The organism is Peptidiphaga sp. (assembly GCF_057238965.1).
In genome coordinates this window covers 10162-25336 of sequence record NZ_DBHHEV010000026.1, presented here as the reverse complement: position 1 = coordinate 25336, position 15175 = coordinate 10162, and the positions used below count along the sequence as shown (strand labels likewise).

The window sequence follows — 15175 nt, the reverse complement described above, 5'->3', positions numbered from 1 at the left end:
AGGAGGGCCTCGGCTTCGCCATCCGCGAGGGTGGCCGCACCGTCGGCTCCGGCCGAGTCACGAAGATCATCAAGTGACGTTCGATCGCTGAGGTCGTCGGGCGCTCTGTTCGCTCGTGCCCATCGGCGACGAGGCTCCTAGATCGCGTTCCGATCGCTTGATCTAACAGGAAGGCCCGCTGCTTGGAGCAGCGGGCCTTCCTCGTGCTTTGCCTGTCCGACCCGGCAATGAGGATCTGGCCCGGCAATGAGGGTCTGGCTCGGCAATGAGGGTCTGGCTCGGCAACGAGGATCTGGCCCGGCAACGCGGGTCCGACCCGTCGTCAAAGGCGTCTTCGTCGATGCCCTGTCGCAGCCGATGCCGCCGTCGAGTTTTAACCGCGAACTTTGACCCACGTTGGGCTTGCCGATTCGAACCGCCTTAAAATCAGTGAATCGACTGCAGTGAAAATTAGCTTATAATCTGAATGGCTTAAGATTTAGGTATACAACTGAACTGTGTTTGGCTTTTGCTTGAACCTCTATCGGTCTATGTCTGGGTGTACTGGGTTCCGCGCCTGCGCCGCATTCGACCTCGCGTTCAAACTTTCGCCGAGGCTTTGTTTCAAAGGCTCCCGCAAGCCGTGGCGATGTTCACGGCATGAAGGCGTGAAGCCGCGCCTTCGAGAGCTGTATCATGGTTTACGTAACACTGAACTTGCGTAACTCAATTGGAGCAACGATGCCTACAACGCCCGTCGCAGAATCAGCTTTTTACACGGGTATTTTCGATAAACTGCCCATCCTGGAGGCGGCCACCACTTCGCGTGTCGTCGTCAACAATGCCGTCTTGCGCCATGTCGTCTTCAGTTTTGACGCGGGCCAGGTGCTCACGGAGCACGCTTCTCCCCGGGCCGTCGTCGTCCAGCTGCTGAGCGGCAAGATGCGTTTCCGCATCGGGGACGTGACGCACGATTTGGCCGGAGGCGATGTTGTCTACCTGGCGCCCGGGGACAGGCATGCGCTCGAGGCTCTCGACCCTTGCTACATGGCTCTCACGCTCGTCGACGTCGAGAACACCGCCTACGCCGCGAAAGAGACTTTGGACCGGCCTGCGGAAGAGGGGGAGAAGTGAGCGACGAGGCCCGCGCAGGCCGCCCCGACGCTGACGCCGCCCGTGGAAGCCGCTCCGGCCCGGAGGAAAAGAGACTCCAAGGCCACTGGCTTTTGGCGAAAATGGGCAAACGCGTGCTTCGCCCCGGCGGCATCGAGCTCACGCGCAGGGTCGTCAAGGCGGCGCGGCCGGCAAAGGAAGACAGAATCGTCGAATTCGGCCCTGGCGTGGGAAGGACGGCCGAAATCCTCCTGGCGGCGGAACCGAAGGAGTACGTCGGCGTCGACCCGAACAAAGAGGGCACACAGCAGCTGCTTGAGACCATTTCGAAGCACGGGCAAGCGCGATTGCAGCAGGCGGACGCCAAAAATACGGGGCTGGCCGACGGATCGGCCGACCTCGTCGTCGGCGAGGCGATGCTCACGATGCAGTCGGACGAAGACAAGCTCGCCATCATGCGCGAGGCATTCCGGATTCTCGCCCCCAAAGGCCGGTACGCCATCCACGAGTTGGGTTTCTGCCCGGACGACGTCCCCGAAGACGTCGTGCGCGACGTCTCGCGCGCGCTGTCGCGGACGATCAAGGTCGGCGCCAGACCCCTGACCTCCGCCGGATGGAAACGGCTGCTCGAAGAGGCGGGTTTCCAAGTCGAATACACCGACTCCAATCCGATGATGCTCCTGGAGGCCAAGCGCCTCGTGGCCGACGAAGGCTTCTTCGGGGCGCTGCGATTCTTCTTCAACGTCGTCAGGAACAAGGCCGCGAGAGAGCGAATCAAAGCCATGCGGGGCGTGTTCCGCGCCCACAAGGAGAATATCAACGCCGTAGGCTTCGTCGCCCGCAAGCCCTAGGGGCGTCCGGAGATGCCGAGACGATCCGAGGCCGACGCCGAGCTTCTCCCGCCGCCCTCCTCCCGCGCTTTGGCTCTGTCCCACGTAGACATCCACCGACGTCGGCTACACCTCGTCGCCGACCTCAGCTTGATTGTGCGACCCGGCGAAATCCTCGGCGTCTCGGGAGCTTCGGGCGCCGGTAAAACCACCCTGCTGCGCGTCATCGCCGGCGCCGTCGGCGGGTACTCGGGCCGAATCCAACGCCCGGACGGCAGGCTCGCCTTCGTTTTCCAGGAGCCGCGGCTGCTGCCTTGGCTCTCGGCCAGGGACAATGTGCTGCTCACTCTTGACCGACGTGTGCCGGGGCGGTTCTTCCTCGCCGAGGAATGGCTCGAACGCGTCGGGCTTTCCGATGCGGCGGACGTGCGTCCGCCGCAGTTGTCGGGAGGCATGAGACAGCGCGTCGCCATTGCCCGGGCCATGGCGACGGAGCCGAGGCTCCTGCTTGTAGACGAGCCCTTCTCGGCTCTTGACAAGCCCCTTGCACAATCGTTGCGCGACGACCTGCAGGACATCGTCGTGCACTCGAACCTCGTCACAGTATGGGTATCGCACGACCCCGACGAGCTCGAACAGGTATCCGCACTGCGCCTGCACCTGAGCGGCCCGCCGGGCCGCTGGCGCCTTTCCGGCTGAGCCGCAGCCGCCCCGCCGCCGATCGGCTGACGGAAGCAAACTCCGATCGCTGAACGAAACGGCTTTCGACCGCGCGAAAGCCGTCGCAAAACGGGGGTTGGCCGCGGCCACGCCGGCGTCACCAATCGAAAGGACAATCATGTTCACGCGAAAAATAGCCGCGCTCCTAGCTGCGGCCGCCATCGCCCTGACAGCGTGCGGCGGGGCGGATTCGTCTTCAGATCCCTCCGGAAAGCCGTCCGGCTCGGCGGCTGCCACGGGCAAGCTGCCTAAAATCCAGGCTTATGTGCCCACCACCATGGCCTTCGGGGCGCCGATGATCGGATTCGGCAAGGAGGGAAATCTGTCCAAGTACTCCGCCAGCGTCGGTGTGAAGAACTGGGACAGCGTAGACCAGCTGAAGGGGGCTCTCATCAACAACGACGTGCAGATCGCCGCTACCCCCGCCTATGTCGCTGCAAACCTATACAACAAGGGCCAGGACGTGCGGCTTGTCTCGCCCGTCGTGTGGGGAATGCTCTACGTCGTCGGTCCCGCGGACGCGCCGAAAGGCGATTGGAAGACACTCAAGGGCAAGAAGGTCGCGATCTCAATGCCTGGCAACATGCCCGACCTCGTCTTCTCGTACCTGCTCAAAAAGAACGGATTGGACCGCAAGGACATCGAAGTGGTCAACGCGGCCGACGGGCAGCAGGCGATGCAGAAAATCGCCTCGGGGGAGGCCGACTATGCCGTCCTTCCCGAACATGTGGCGACGCTCGCGCAGGCCAAGCTCAAGGAAAAAGGCAAGGAGATCACGCGAGTCTTCAACCTCCAGGAAGAGTGGGCGAAAGTGACCGGCAAGAAAGCCCGTTTCCCCATGGCCGGCCTGGTCATGCCAGGAAACCTCGTTGATTCCCGGCCCGGGCTGCCCGCCGCCGTCCGCGCGGAGGTCAAGGCTTCTGTCGACAAGGCCAACGCCGGAGACGCCGCGACGCTCCAGGCGATCGCCGACCACTACAAGCTTCCCGTGGACGTGGTTAAGCAGGTGATTCCGCGCCTGCAACTCGACGTCGTACCCGCGAAGGAGGCAAAGGCCGACTACGAGGACTTCCTCAAGCGCCTCGGCGAGGTCAATCCGAAGATATACGGCGGCAAACTGCCAGACGACAAGTTCTATGCGGAATGACGCAAGTCCCACTGTAAGTGGCGGGAATCCTGTCCCAGATGGCGTGAGCCCTGCGGCGGAGGGCGCAAGTCGCACTGTGCGCGGCGCCGACTCAGCCATCAGCGGCGCGAAAGTGCGCGGGGCGGGGGCGCTCCGCGCACTCGACCGCGCGTTCTGGACGCTCCTGGGAATCGCCGTCCTCATCTCAGTCTGGGCATACGCCGCATCGACTCAGAAGGAGTATGTTCTGCCCGGCCCGGATGAGACGTGGGCGGCGATCAGGAAGATACTGGCGACAGACGAATTCTGGGAGGCGCTGCGGATGACGCTGGTCCGTGCCCTCGTCGGCCTGTTTGCGGCCCTCGTCGTCGGCGTTGCCTGGGGATGCGCGATGGGAAAATGGAAGCGGGTCGGATGGTTCTTCCAGCCGGGCCTCTACGTTCTGCTGTCCACCCCTGCAATCGTCTTCGTCATTTTGGGCATGGTGTGGTTTGGGACGGCGGGTGACCTCGTCGTCGTCTTTGTCGTCGGGATCGTGACGGCGCCGGTGCTGGCTGCGGCGAGCGCGCAGGCGGTGCGTGACGTTGACAGGGACCTGATAGAAATGGCCCGGGTTTTTCGGCTGCCCAAGCGGGTGATCGTGCGGCGTGTAGAAATTCCGATGATCGCGCCGCCCGTCTTGGCGGCCGCGACTGTCGCCCTCGGCCAGTCGATCCGCGTGTGCGTCATGGCCGAGCTGCTGGCGACCGCAACCGGCATGGGCGGAGCCGTTCGGATGGCCCAAAACAACATCGACACGCCCGAGATTTTCGCCTACGCGGTGGCCATGGCCGCCGTCGCCTTTCTGCTCGAGGCTTCGCTCGTCTCGCCCCTGCGCAAAAGGGCAGGCAAGAGCGGGCGCGGCGAGGCATGAGGCACGACGTCGCATTAAAAAGGCCCTTCTGTCGCGTAGGCCACTATTGAAATGGTTGGCTTGCGGCTGCCGCTGGAATGCTGGCATACTGAACAAGTTGCCCGGGCTGCCCGGGCCATGAACTTCGTCGGGAATTGGCCCCCGACGTGTGACAAGGGTTCGTCGTAATCTGCATAGGGCTTCGTCATCGCGGTGATCATACGCGACACGCCCGGGTGCGGGGACCGGCGATCACCGAGGTAGAAAGAGGTTACGACGGCATGGCAGGACAGAAGATCCGCATCCGCCTGAAGTCATACGACCACGAGGTCATTGACAATGCGGCGAAAAAGCTTGTCGACGAAGTGACGCGCACAGGCGCGACGGTTGTTGGCCCCGTGCCGCTTCCGACCGAGAAGAACGTCTTCTGCGTCATTCGTTCGCCCCACAAGTACAAGGACAGCCGCGAGCATTTCGAGATGCGCACCCACAAGCGGCTCATCGACATCGTCGATCCGACCCTGAAGACCATCGACACGCTTCGCCGTCTCGACCTTCCGGCGGATGTGAACGTGGAAATCAAGCTCTGAGGTAACGCATCATGAATTCCAAGCAAACCGCTGTCGGCGCGCCGGTCAAGGCGCTGCTCGGCACCAAGCTGGGAATGACCCAGCTGTGGGACGAGGCAGGCCGCGTCGTTCCCATCACCGTTGTGCGCGTCGGCACGAACGTCGTGACCCAGATCCGCACCCCCGAAACCGACGGCTATTCGGCCGTTCAGCTTGCCTCCGGCGAGCTGAAGACCAAGAACGTGACAAAGCCGCTCCAGGGCCACTTCGACAAAGCAGGAGTCGCCCCCCGTCGCAAACTCGCCGAAATTCGCACCTCCGACGCCTCCGAGTATGAACTCGGCCAGGAGCTCACCGCCGACCTGTTTGAGGCCGGGCAGAAGGTCGATGTCATCGGCACGTCCAAGGGCAAGGGCTTCGCGGGAGTCATGAAGCGCCACGGGTTCTCCGGCGTTTCCGCCTCGCACGGCGCCCACCGCAACCACCGCAAGCCCGGCTCGATCGGCGCTTGCGCCACGCCGTCGCGCGTCTTCCGCGGCCTCCGCATGGCCGGCCGCATGGGCAAGGACCGCGTGACAGTCCTCAATCTTCCCGTCCACGCCGTCGACGTCGAGAAGGGCATCATCCTTCTGGCCGGCGCCGTCCCCGGAAACAAGGGCGGAACCGTCGTGGTCCGCACCGCCGTGAAGGGAGCCTGAATATGACGCAGTCCCTCAATGCAGACGTCTACGACGTCACCGGCAAGGTCACGGGCAGCTTCGAGCTTCCCGCCGAGCTTTTCGACGTCGAAGTCAACGTCCCGCTCATTCACCAGGTCGTCAACGCCCAGCTGGCCGCGGCCCGCCAAGGCACGCACTCGACGAAGACCCGAGGCGAAGTCTCCGGCGGAGGCAAGAAGCCTTTCAAGCAGAAGGGCACCGGCCGCGCGCGCCAGGGGTCGATTCGCGCTCCGCAGTTCACGGGAGGCGGCACCGTCCACGGCCCCAAGCCTCGCGACTACTCGCAGCGCACCCCCAAGAAGATGATCGCCGCTGCGCTGTGCCAGTGCCTTTCGGACCGCGCGCGCAACGGACGCATTCACGTGGTCGAGGCCTTCCTCGAGGGCGAGAAGCCCTCCACCAAGGCCGCCCTCGGCCTGCTGCGCAAGGTGATCGACGACCGCGCGGCGCTCGTGGCGGTTTCTCGCGGCGACGATCTGACGAGGCTTTCGCTGCGCAACGCCCCCGAGGCGTCGGTCATCTTCGTCGATCAGCTCAACAGTTACGACGTCCTCGTGGCAGACGACGTCGTCTTCACCGAGTCGGCTCTCACCGAGTACGTCTCGAAGAACGGCAAGGAGGAGAAGTGACCGAGGCAAGCTTCTGGAACAAGCGTCCGCACGACGTCATCCTCGCGCCCGTCGCGTCGGAAAAGTCGGCTCGGCTCGAGGACGAAGGCAAGTACGTCTTCTTCGTCGACCCCCGTGCGTCCAAGACCGAGATCAAGCAGGCCGTCGAGGCCGTCTTCGATGTGAAGGTCGCCTCTGTGAACACCCAGAATCGTCAGGGGAAGGCCCGCCGCACCCGCAACGGGGTCGGCCGTCGCAAGAACACCAAGCGCGCGATCATCTCGCTGCGCGAGGGCTCGATCGACATTTACGGCGACGTGGTCGGCTGACCGGAAAGATTGAGGATCCAAACTCATGGGAATTCGTAAGTACAAGCCGACGACCCCCGGCCGTCGCGGTGCGAGCGTCGCCGACTTCGCCGAGATCACCCGGTCGAAGCCGGAGAAGTCGCTGCTGCGCCCGCTGCACAAGACCGGCGGCCGCAACAACACCGGCCGCATCACGACCAGGCACAAGGGCGGCGGCCACAAGCGCCAGTACCGCATCATCGACTTCAGGCGTTGGGACAAGGACGGCGTGCCCGCGAAGGTCGCGCACATCGAATACGACCCCAACCGCACGGCCCGCATCGCCCTTCTGCACTACGTCGACGGCGAGAAGCGTTACATCGTCGCGCCGAAGAATCTGCGTCAGGGCGACTTTGTCGAGAACGGCCCGAATGCGGACATTAAGCCCGGCAACAACCTTCCGCTGCGGAACATCCCCGTCGGCACCACGGTGTACTGCGTGGAGCTCCGCCCCCTCGGCGGCGCCAAGATCGGCCGCTCGGCGGGGACGTCGGTTCAGCTGGTCGCCCGTGAGGGCAAGTACGCGCAGCTGCGCATGCCCTCCGGCGAAATCCGCAACGTCGATTCTCGCTGCCGCGCATGCGTCGGCGAAGTCGGAAACGCCGAGCAGTCCAACATCAACTGGGGCAAGGCGGGCCGCAAGCGCTGGAAGGGCGTCCGCCCGACCGTCCGCGGCGTCGTCATGAACCCCGTTGACCACCCGCACGGCGGCGGCGAAGGCAAGACCTCCGGCGGCCGCCACCCAGTCAGTCCGTGGGGCAAGCCCGAGGGCCGCACCCGCCGTCCAAAGAAGGCTAGCGACAAGCTCATTGTGCGCCGTCGCAAGACCGGCAACAAGCGCTAAGAGAGGATGAGCTGAATGCCGCGCAGTCTGAAGAAGGGGCCCTTCGTCGACGATCACCTTCAGAAGAAGGTCGACGAGCAGAACGAAAAGGGCACGAAGAACGTCATCAAGACCTGGTCCCGTCGGTCGGTCATCACCCCCGACTTCCTGGGTCACACCTTTGCCGTGCACGACGGCCGCAAGCACGTCCCGGTGTTCGTCACCGAGTCGATGGTCGGCCACAAGCTCGGCGAGTTCGCCCCGACCCGCACCTTCCGCGGGCACGAAAAGGACGACCGTAAAGGCCGACGTCGCTGAGGCGCCGCCAACGAGCAGAGAAAGTAAGGCAGAAACATGGAAGCCAAGGCGCAGGCACGTTTCGTGCGCGTCACGCCCCAGAAGGCCCGCCGCGTCGTGAACGTCATCCGCGGCAAGCGCGCTCTGGACGCCGTTGACGTGCTGCGATTCGCACCTCAGGGGGCGGCCGAACCCGTCCGAAAGTTAGTCGAGTCGGCGATCGCCAACGCTCAGTACCTGGCCGATCAGGCGGGTGAGCGTTTCGACGCCGAGGACCTCTACATCCAGGCGATCTACGCCGACGAGGGTCCCACGATGAAGCGCATCCAGCCTCGTGCACAGGGACGCGCCAACAGGATCCTCAAAAGGACCAGCCATATTACCGTCGTTGTCGGCGACGAAGTCGCCGCTCGGAAGAAGGGGAGGACCCGCTAGTGGGCCAGAAGGTCAACCCGACCGGGTTCCGACTCGGAATAACCACCGACCACCGCTCGAAGTGGTTCGCTGACTCGAACAAGCCGGGCCAGCGCTACGCAGACTTCGTTCGCGAAGACATCCAGATCCGGCGGATGATCGAGAAGACCCTCGACCGCGCCGGCATTTCGCGCGTCAACATTGAACGCCGCGCCGAGCGCGTCGTCGTGGACATTCACACCGCGCGCCCCGGAATCGTCATCGGACGCCGCGGTGCAGAGGCGGACCGCCTCCGCGCAGACCTCGAGAAGCTGACGGGCAAGGCCATTCAGCTCAACATCCTCGAGGTGAAGAACCCGGAGGCCGACGCGCAGCTCGTCGCACAGGGAATCGCAGAGCAGCTTGCCTCGCGAGTCTCTTTCCGCCGCGCGATGCGCAAGGGCATCCAGTCCGCCGAGCGCGCGGGCGCCAAGGGCATTCGCGTCCAGTGTTCGGGCCGCCTCGGCGGCGCTGAAATGTCGCGCTCGGAGTTTTACCGCGAAGGCCGCGTGCCCCTGCACACTCTTCGCGCCAACATCGACTACGGCTTCTACGAGGCCCGCACCACCTTCGGCCGCATCGGCGTGAAAGTGTGGATCTATCGCGGCGACGTCACAGACGCGGAGTACTACCGCTCGCTCGCCGAATCGCCTCGCGGCCGCGGCCGCGGAGACCGCCGCGGCGGTCCCCGCCGCGAACGCCAGGGCCGCGGAAACCGCCAGCAGCAGGCGGCCGCCGCCCCCGCAGCGGAGCCGACGACCACAGGATCGGAGGCCTGATCATGCTGATTCCTCGTCGCACCAAGTGGCGCAAGCAGCACCGTCCCACCCGCAGCGGCATGTCGAAGGGCGGCACGAGGCTGGCCTTCGGCTCGTACGGAATCCAGGCGCTCGAACCCGCCTACGTGACCAACAGACAGATTGAGGCGGCCCGTATCGCCATGACCCGTCACGTCAAGCGCGGCGGCAAGAGCTGGAGCAACATCTTCCCGGACCGCCCTCTGACCAAAAAGGCCCTCGGCCTGCGAATGGGTTCGGGCAAGGGCCCGGTGGAAACGTGGGTAGCCAACGTCAAGCCCGGCCGCATCATGTTCGAAATGGACGGCGTCTCCGAAGAGCTTGCCCGCGAGGCGATGCTTCGCGCAATGCACAAGCTGCCCATGAAGACCCGTTTTGTCACCCGTGAGGAGGGGGAGTGATGGCCAAGGGAATCACAACCGAAGAGCTCGATGCCCTGACTGACGCCGAGCTCCTCGAAAAGCTTAAGGAAGCGAAGGAAGAGCTGTTCAATCTGCGCTTCTCCGCGGTGACCCACCGCCTTGAAGACAGCGGCCGGCTCAAGGAAGTCCGTCGCGACATCGCTCGCATCTACACGGTCAAGCGTGAGCGCGAGCTCGGAACCCGCACCGCGCCAGCGGCTGAGAAGTGAGGTAAGAAGTGAGCGAGCAGAACAAGGGCGAAGCTCCGGTCCGCGGCCACCGCAAGGTGCAGCGGGGCTACGTCGTCAGCGACAAGATGGACAAGACCGTCATCGTCGAGGTCGAGGACCGCCGGAAGCACCCGCTCTACGGCAAGGTCATCACCCACACCAGGCGCGTCAAGGCGCACGACGAAAACAACGAGGTGCACGTGGGCGACCTCGTTCGCATCATGGAGACGAGGCCGTTGAGCGCGACCAAGCACTTCCGCGTGGTCGAGATCATCGAGAAGGCCAAGTGACCCCCGAGGCCACCCAAACCCCATCCGTTCGGCAAGGCTCGCACAGCGAGAACCGGCGCGACGACAGGAGAAATAACACATGATCCAGCAGGAGACGCGGCTCGGCGTCGCCGACAACACCGGTGCGAAGGAAATCCTCTGCATCCGCGTGCTCGGCGGCTCAGGCCGGCGCTACGCGGGAATTGGCGACACGATCGTCGCCACCGTCAAGGATGCGATCCCTGGCGGAAACGTCAAGAAGGGCGACGTCGTCAAGGCCGTCGTCGTCCGTGCGAGAAAAGAAACCCGCCGTCAGGACGGCTCGTACATCCGCTTCGACGAGAACGCGGCTGTGCTGCTCAAGAACGACGGCGAGCCTCGCGGCACGCGCATCTTCGGCCCCGTCGGCCGCGAGCTGCGCGAAAAGAAGTTCATGCGAATCGTTTCGTTGGCACCGGAGGTGATCTGATGGCCAAGATCAAGAAAGGCGATCTCGTCCAGGTGATCGCCGGGCGGACCTCGAACTCGAAGAAGATCGAAGAGCGCGCCGGGCGGAGCTCGGCCTGGATCCGATCGAGCCGGGCGACCGGGGCAAGCAGGGCGTCGTCCTGTCGGTCCTCGGAGACCGCGTCATCGTCGAGGGAATCAACCGCGTCAAGAAGCACGTCAAGGCGAGTCAGAACCAGCGGGGAGGCTCCGCAGGCGGCATCGAAACCGTTGAGGCCCCCATTCACATTTCCAAGGTCGCCCTCGTCGGCCCCGACAAGAAGCCCATTCGCGTCGGCCATCGCGAGGTCGAAGTCGAGCGCGACGGACGCACGAAGATCATGCGCGAGCGCATCGGCCGCCGCGGCGGTAAGGAGATTGAGCTGTGAGCGACGCACCGCGCCTGAAGGCGAAGTACCTCAAAGACATCGTTCCGTCTCTGACCTCGGAGTTCAAGTACTCCAACCCGCACCAGGTTCCCAAGCTCGAAAAGATCGTGGTGAACATGGGCGTCGGCGAGGCGGCGCGCGATTCCAAGGTCCTCGAGGGGGCCGTCGCCGACATGGCGATCATCACCGGTCAAAAGCCGCAGATCACCAAGGCCAAGAAGTCCATCGCCCAGTTCAAGCTGCGCGAAGGCCAGGCGATCGGCTGCTTCGTGACCCTGCGCGGCGATCGCATGTGGGAGTTCCTCGACCGTCTGCTGTCGACCGCCCTTCCGCGCATTCGCGACTTCCGGGGGCTTTCTCCCAAGCAGTTCGACGGCCACGGCAACTACACCTTCGGCCTGACCGAACAGACCGTGTTCCACGAGATCGACATGGACAAGATCGACCGGGTTCGCGGCATGGACATCACCGTCGTCACGACGGCCAAGACCAACGACGAAGGCCGCTCCCTTCTGCGCCTTCTCGGTTTTCCCTTTAAGGAGGCCTGACGCATGGCGAAGACTGCGCTCAAGCAAAAGCAAGCCCGGAAGCCGAAGTTCGGCGTTCGCGCCTACACCCGGTGCAACCGATGCGGCCGTCCGAAGGCCGTGTACCGCAAGTTCGGCCTGTGCCGGGTTTGCCTTCGCGAGCTCGCCCTGCGCGGCGAACTCCCGGGTATCAAGAAGTCCAGCTGGTAAGCACTACGTCGCAGGTCCGCAAGGGAAACCGCGACGGGGAAGGGCACACGCCCAATGTCAATGACTGACCCAATCGCAGACATGCTGACGCGTCTGCGCAACGCCAACTCGGCGTTTCACGAGTCGGTGTCGATGCCTTACTCGAAGCTCAAGGCGCATATCGCCGAGATCCTCGAGCGGGAAGGCTACATCGCCGGATTCGGCGTCGAGGAGGCGAAGGTGGGCAAGACGCTCACCCTCAATCTGAAGTACGGATCGAACCGTGAGCGCGCGCTCGCCGGCCTTAGGCGCATTTCGAAGCCGGGCCTGCGCGTTTACGCGAAGTCCACCAATCTGCCCAAGGTTCTCGGTGGCCTCGGCGTCGCGATTCTTTCGACGTCCTCCGGCCTGCTGACGGACCGCGAGGCCAAGGACAAGGGCGTCGGCGGGGAAGTCCTCGCCTACGTCTGGTGACGGGAGGAAAAATGTCGCGCATTGGCAAGCAGCCCGTCCAGGTCCCCTCCGGCGTCGAGGTGACAATCGACGGCCGCCAAGTCACGGTCAAGGGGCCGAAGGGCACGCTCGAGCACACGGTCGCCGAGCCCATCGCGGTCTCTTTCGACGACGGCCTCATTTCGGTCACGAGGCCTGACGACGAGCGCAAGTCGCGCTCGCTCCACGGCCTGACCCGCACGCTCATCGACAACATGGTGGTCGGCGTGACCCAGGGCTACTCGAAGGCCATGGAGATCGTCGGAACCGGATACCGTGTGGTGGCCAAGGGGTCGAACCTTGAGTTCTCGCTCGGCTACTCGCACACGATCGTCGTTTCGGCGCCCGAGGGAATCACCTTCGTTGTCGAGTCTCCGACGAAGTTCTCCGTGAACGGAATCAACAAGCAGCAGGTCGGCGAGGTCGCGGCCAACATCCGCAAGCTGCGCAAGCCCGAGCCTTACAAGGGCAAGGGCGTGCGCTACGCCGATGAGAACGTGCGCCGCAAGGCCGGAAAGGCTGGTAAGTGATGGCTGTCACCGTCAAAGGCAAGGGGAAGTTCCTCGCTCGCAAGCGCCGCCACTTCCGCGTCCGCAAGAAGGTCGTGGGCACGCCCTCGCGTCCGCGTCTCGTGGTCAGCCGGTCGAATCGCCACATGCTTGCCCAGGTCGTCGACGACTCCGTCGGCCGCACTCTGGCCGCAGCTTCGACGTACGAAGCCGAGCTGCGCGGCGACGACGGCAAGAAGGTGGACAAAGCGCGCAAGGTCGGCGAACTCGTCGCCAAGCGCGCCCTGGAAGCCGGAGTCAGCTCCGTGGTCTTTGACCGCGGAGGCAACAAGTACCACGGCCGCGTCGCCGCTGTGGCCGAAGGCGCCCGCGCCGCCGGGCTGACCCTGTGAGACTGGCGAAAGAGGTGTACTGATGGCTGCACAGCAGCGTGGTCGGGGCGCTAACCCCGACGAGAACAACAACGGCGAGCGCCGCGGGCGCCGCGGCGAGCGTCGCGGCGCGCGGCGGGATCGCCGGGCAGAAGAGTAGTACGCGTACATCGAGCGCGTTGTGACGATCAACCGCGTGGCCAAGACGGTCAAGGGCGGACGCCGCATGTCCTTCACGGCCCTCGTCATCGTCGGTGACGGAAACGGCACCGTCGGCGTGGGCTACGGAAAGGCGAAGGAAGTGCCTTCGGCCATCGCCAAGGGCACAGAGGAAGCCAAGAAGAACTTCTTCAAGGTTCCCCGGATCGGCTCGACCATTCCGCACCTGGTCCAGGGCGAGGACGCCGCAGGCATCGTGCTTTTGCGCCCGGCTTCCCCCGGAACGGGCGTCATCGCGGGCGGCCCGGTCCGCGCGCTCATGGAGTGCGCAGGCATTCACGACGTTCTAAGCAAGTCGCTCGGATCGTCCAACGCGATCAACATCGTCCACGCGGCGGTCGCGGCCCTCAAGGGCCTCGAGCAGCCCGAGTCCGTCGCGGCGCGCCGAGGCCTTCCCTTGGAGCGCGTCGCCCCGGAGTCGATGTTGCGAGCCCGCGCCGAGGCGGAGGCCAAGGCGCGGTCGGAGAAGGAGGCCGAGGCCGTCAAGGCTGAGAACGAGGCCGCCGCCGCAGGAGTTGGTGCGTGATGGCACAGCTGAAGATCACACAGGTCAAATCCGCCATCGGCGGCAGGCAGAACCAGAAGGACACCCTGCGCACGCTCGGTCTGCGCCGGATCGGCCAGTCCGTGGTTCGCGAGGACCGCCCCGAGGTTCTCGGCGCCATCCGCACCGTTGCCCATCTCGTCAAAGTGGAGGAGGTCGACTGATGGCCACCAAAAAGGCATCGAAGAAAGTCGCCGCCCCTGAGGGCGTCCTGAAGATCCACCACCTTCGCCCCGCTCCCGGATCGAATAAGGCCAAGACCCGCGTGGGACGCGGCGAGGGGTCGAAGGGCAAGACCGCAGGCCGCGGAACCAAGGGAACGAAGGCTCGCTACCAGGTCCCCGCTCGTTTTGAGGGCGGCCAAATGCCGATCCACATGAGGCTTCCGAAGCTGCGCGGATTCAAGAATCCGTTCCGCGTCGAGTACCAGGTGGTCAACGTCGGCGCTCTGAGCGAGCTTTTCCCCGAGGGCGGCAAGGTGACCGTCGAGGACCTCGTCGCCAAGGGCGCGGTTCGCGACAAGCATCTCGTCAAAGTCCTGGGGACCGGCGACTTGGCCGTCAAGCTCGACGTCCGAGTCGACGCCTGGTCGGGATCTGCAAAAGAAAAGATCGAAGCGGCCGGCGGAAGCATCGCCGCTCGCTGAACAAACGGGAATGCCCCCGCGCCTAGCGGGGGCATTCCCGTGTTGCATTCCTCGCGGCGGGTCGCGCTTCGGATGTAGTCGCGATCGGCTGGCGCCGGGTATAGTAATGAGAGCGGTGCGGGGCCGCCATCTGCCATCCCCGTGGTCGGGTCTCTCCCGAACCCATCGACGCGGGCACAGTCCGCAACACACCCGCGGTCTTACCGCAATCTGGAGGAATTTTGCTCAAGGCGTTCGCGGCCGCGTTCCGCACCCCAGACCTTCGCCGCAAGCTGCTCTTCACTGTCGCCATCATGGTGATCTACAGATTGGGCACTTTCGTTCCTGCGCCGTTCGTTTCGATACGCAACGTGCGCCAGTGCGCCGCTCAACAGGGCGAGGGCGATTTCCTCAATCTCCTCAACATGTTTTCGGGCGGGGCGATGCTCCAGCTGTCCGTTTTCGCGCTCGGCATCATGCCCTACATCACGGCGTCGATCATCATCCAGCTTCTGCGCGTCGTCATCCCGAGGTTCGAGCAGCTTCACAAAGAGGGACAGTCGGGAACGGCCAAACTCACCGAGTACACCCGCTATCTGACGATCGGCCTGGGGGTCCTCCAATCGGCGGTGTACGTCTCTCTGGCCAACA

25 protein-coding genes and 2 pseudogenes are annotated in these 15175 nt (G+C 64.4%); all 27 read left to right on the top strand.

Translation table 11 applies throughout. The annotated features are described in order from the left end of the window. The first annotated feature begins 720 nt into the window (after positions 1 to 720). Positions 721 to 1113 (top strand): cupin domain-containing protein, encoded by a 393-nt coding sequence (locus tag ACO48X_RS04830; RefSeq protein ID WP_485000992.1) that lies wholly within the window; start codon positions 721 to 723, stop codon positions 1111 to 1113. Then, positions 1110 to 1943: a class I SAM-dependent methyltransferase gene (locus ACO48X_RS04825; protein ID WP_485000991.1), complete on the top strand. Its 834-nt coding sequence runs from the start codon at positions 1110 to 1112 to the stop codon at positions 1941 to 1943. The genes ACO48X_RS04830 and ACO48X_RS04825 overlap by 4 nt, the downstream gene beginning before the upstream one ends. A gap of 12 nt (positions 1944 to 1955) precedes the next feature. Beyond that, entirely contained in the window at positions 1956 to 2621 is a 666-nt protein-coding gene (locus tag ACO48X_RS04820; protein WP_485000990.1) for an ABC transporter ATP-binding protein, read from the top strand. A 139-nt stretch (positions 2622 to 2760) separates the two neighbouring features. Further along, positions 2761 to 3789 (top strand): ABC transporter substrate-binding protein, encoded by a 1029-nt coding sequence (locus ACO48X_RS04815; protein ID WP_485000989.1) that lies wholly within the window; start codon positions 2761 to 2763, stop codon positions 3787 to 3789. Between the two features lie 76 nt (positions 3790 to 3865). Then, the gene (locus ACO48X_RS04810; RefSeq protein WP_485000988.1) at positions 3866 to 4681 is read left to right on the top strand and encodes an ABC transporter permease; all 816 of its coding nucleotides are present in this window, start codon (positions 3866 to 3868) and stop codon (positions 4679 to 4681) included. 260 nt (positions 4682 to 4941) lie between these two features. Further along, positions 4942 to 5250: a 30S ribosomal protein S10 gene (gene rpsJ / locus ACO48X_RS04805; RefSeq protein ID WP_009199260.1), complete on the top strand. Its 309-nt coding sequence runs from the start codon at positions 4942 to 4944 to the stop codon at positions 5248 to 5250. Positions 5251 to 5261: 11 nt separating this feature from the next. Further along, entirely contained in the window at positions 5262 to 5927 is a 666-nt protein-coding gene (gene rplC, locus ACO48X_RS04800) for a 50S ribosomal protein L3 (protein WP_485000987.1), read from the top strand. A 2-nt stretch (positions 5928 to 5929) separates the two neighbouring features. Next, positions 5930 to 6577 carry a 50S ribosomal protein L4 gene (gene rplD, locus ACO48X_RS04795; RefSeq protein WP_485000986.1) on the top strand — a complete coding sequence of 216 codons (648 nt, stop codon included), beginning with the start codon at positions 5930 to 5932 and terminating at the stop codon, positions 6575 to 6577. Then, positions 6574 to 6885, top strand: a complete 312-nt coding sequence (rplW, locus tag ACO48X_RS04790) for a 50S ribosomal protein L23 (RefSeq protein WP_485000985.1) — start codon at positions 6574 to 6576, stop codon at positions 6883 to 6885. Before rplD ends, rplW begins: the two co-directional genes overlap by 4 nt. A 25-nt stretch (positions 6886 to 6910) precedes the next feature. Further along, the gene (rplB, locus tag ACO48X_RS04785) at positions 6911 to 7747 is read left to right on the top strand and encodes a 50S ribosomal protein L2 (protein ID WP_485000984.1); all 837 of its coding nucleotides are present in this window, start codon (positions 6911 to 6913) and stop codon (positions 7745 to 7747) included. Between the two features lie 15 nt (positions 7748 to 7762). Continuing rightward, a complete protein-coding gene (rpsS, locus tag ACO48X_RS04780) occupies positions 7763 to 8044 on the top strand; it encodes a 30S ribosomal protein S19 (protein WP_009199255.1) in 282 nt (93 codons plus the stop codon). A gap of 36 nt (positions 8045 to 8080) precedes the next feature. Then, entirely contained in the window at positions 8081 to 8458 is a 378-nt protein-coding gene (gene rplV / locus ACO48X_RS04775; protein WP_009199254.1) for a 50S ribosomal protein L22, read from the top strand. Continuing rightward, a complete protein-coding gene (gene rpsC, locus ACO48X_RS04770; protein ID WP_009199253.1) occupies positions 8458 to 9255 on the top strand; it encodes a 30S ribosomal protein S3 in 798 nt (265 codons plus the stop codon). The genes rplV and rpsC overlap by 1 nt, the downstream gene beginning before the upstream one ends. Positions 9256 to 9257: 2 nt before the next feature. After that, on the top strand, positions 9258 to 9674 hold the full coding sequence (gene rplP / locus ACO48X_RS04765) for a 50S ribosomal protein L16 (RefSeq protein WP_485000983.1): 417 nt from the start codon (positions 9258 to 9260) through the stop codon (positions 9672 to 9674). Continuing rightward, positions 9674 to 9904, top strand: a complete 231-nt coding sequence (rpmC, locus tag ACO48X_RS04760; RefSeq protein ID WP_009199251.1) for a 50S ribosomal protein L29 — start codon at positions 9674 to 9676, stop codon at positions 9902 to 9904. The genes rplP and rpmC overlap by 1 nt, the downstream gene beginning before the upstream one ends. An 8-nt stretch (positions 9905 to 9912) precedes the next feature. Beyond that, the gene (rpsQ, locus tag ACO48X_RS04755; protein WP_484990370.1) at positions 9913 to 10194 is read left to right on the top strand and encodes a 30S ribosomal protein S17; all 282 of its coding nucleotides are present in this window, start codon (positions 9913 to 9915) and stop codon (positions 10192 to 10194) included. A 79-nt stretch (positions 10195 to 10273) separates the two neighbouring features. Continuing rightward, a complete protein-coding gene (gene rplN, locus ACO48X_RS04750; protein ID WP_009199249.1) occupies positions 10274 to 10642 on the top strand; it encodes a 50S ribosomal protein L14 in 369 nt (122 codons plus the stop codon). Next, positions 10639 to 11048 (top strand): annotated as a pseudogene (gene rplX, locus ACO48X_RS04745) (50S ribosomal protein L24). The gene rplN and the pseudogene rplX overlap by 4 nt, the downstream one beginning before the upstream one ends. Further along, on the top strand, positions 11045 to 11596 hold the full coding sequence (gene rplE / locus ACO48X_RS04740) for a 50S ribosomal protein L5 (protein ID WP_485000982.1): 552 nt from the start codon (positions 11045 to 11047) through the stop codon (positions 11594 to 11596). The pseudogene rplX and the gene rplE overlap by 4 nt, the downstream one beginning before the upstream one ends. A 3-nt stretch (positions 11597 to 11599) precedes the next feature. Continuing rightward, on the top strand, positions 11600 to 11785 hold the full coding sequence (locus ACO48X_RS04735; RefSeq protein ID WP_009199246.1) for a type Z 30S ribosomal protein S14: 186 nt from the start codon (positions 11600 to 11602) through the stop codon (positions 11783 to 11785). Positions 11786 to 11839: 54 nt separating this feature from the next. Next, positions 11840 to 12238, top strand: a complete 399-nt coding sequence (rpsH, locus tag ACO48X_RS04730) for a 30S ribosomal protein S8 (protein WP_040322778.1) — start codon at positions 11840 to 11842, stop codon at positions 12236 to 12238. A gap of 11 nt (positions 12239 to 12249) precedes the next feature. After that, positions 12250 to 12786, top strand: coding sequence for a 50S ribosomal protein L6 (gene rplF / locus ACO48X_RS04725; protein ID WP_484994684.1), 537 nt, complete (start codon positions 12250 to 12252; stop codon positions 12784 to 12786). Beyond that, positions 12786 to 13157, top strand: coding sequence for a 50S ribosomal protein L18 (gene rplR / locus ACO48X_RS04720; protein ID WP_485000981.1), 372 nt, complete (start codon positions 12786 to 12788; stop codon positions 13155 to 13157). The genes rplF and rplR overlap by 1 nt, the downstream gene beginning before the upstream one ends. Positions 13158 to 13179: 22 nt before the next feature. Continuing rightward, a pseudogene (gene rpsE / locus ACO48X_RS04715) lies at positions 13180 to 13881 on the top strand (30S ribosomal protein S5). Next, on the top strand, positions 13881 to 14063 hold the full coding sequence (gene rpmD / locus ACO48X_RS04710; protein WP_009199241.1) for a 50S ribosomal protein L30: 183 nt from the start codon (positions 13881 to 13883) through the stop codon (positions 14061 to 14063). Before rpsE ends, rpmD begins: the two are co-directional and overlap by 1 nt. Beyond that, entirely contained in the window at positions 14063 to 14545 is a 483-nt protein-coding gene (rplO, locus tag ACO48X_RS04705; protein ID WP_485000980.1) for a 50S ribosomal protein L15, read from the top strand. Before rpmD ends, rplO begins: the two co-directional genes overlap by 1 nt. Positions 14546 to 14766: 221 nt before the next feature. Beyond that, positions 14767 to 15175 (top strand): preprotein translocase subunit SecY (locus ACO48X_RS04700; RefSeq protein WP_485000979.1); only part of this gene is annotated, 409 nt, incomplete at its 3' end.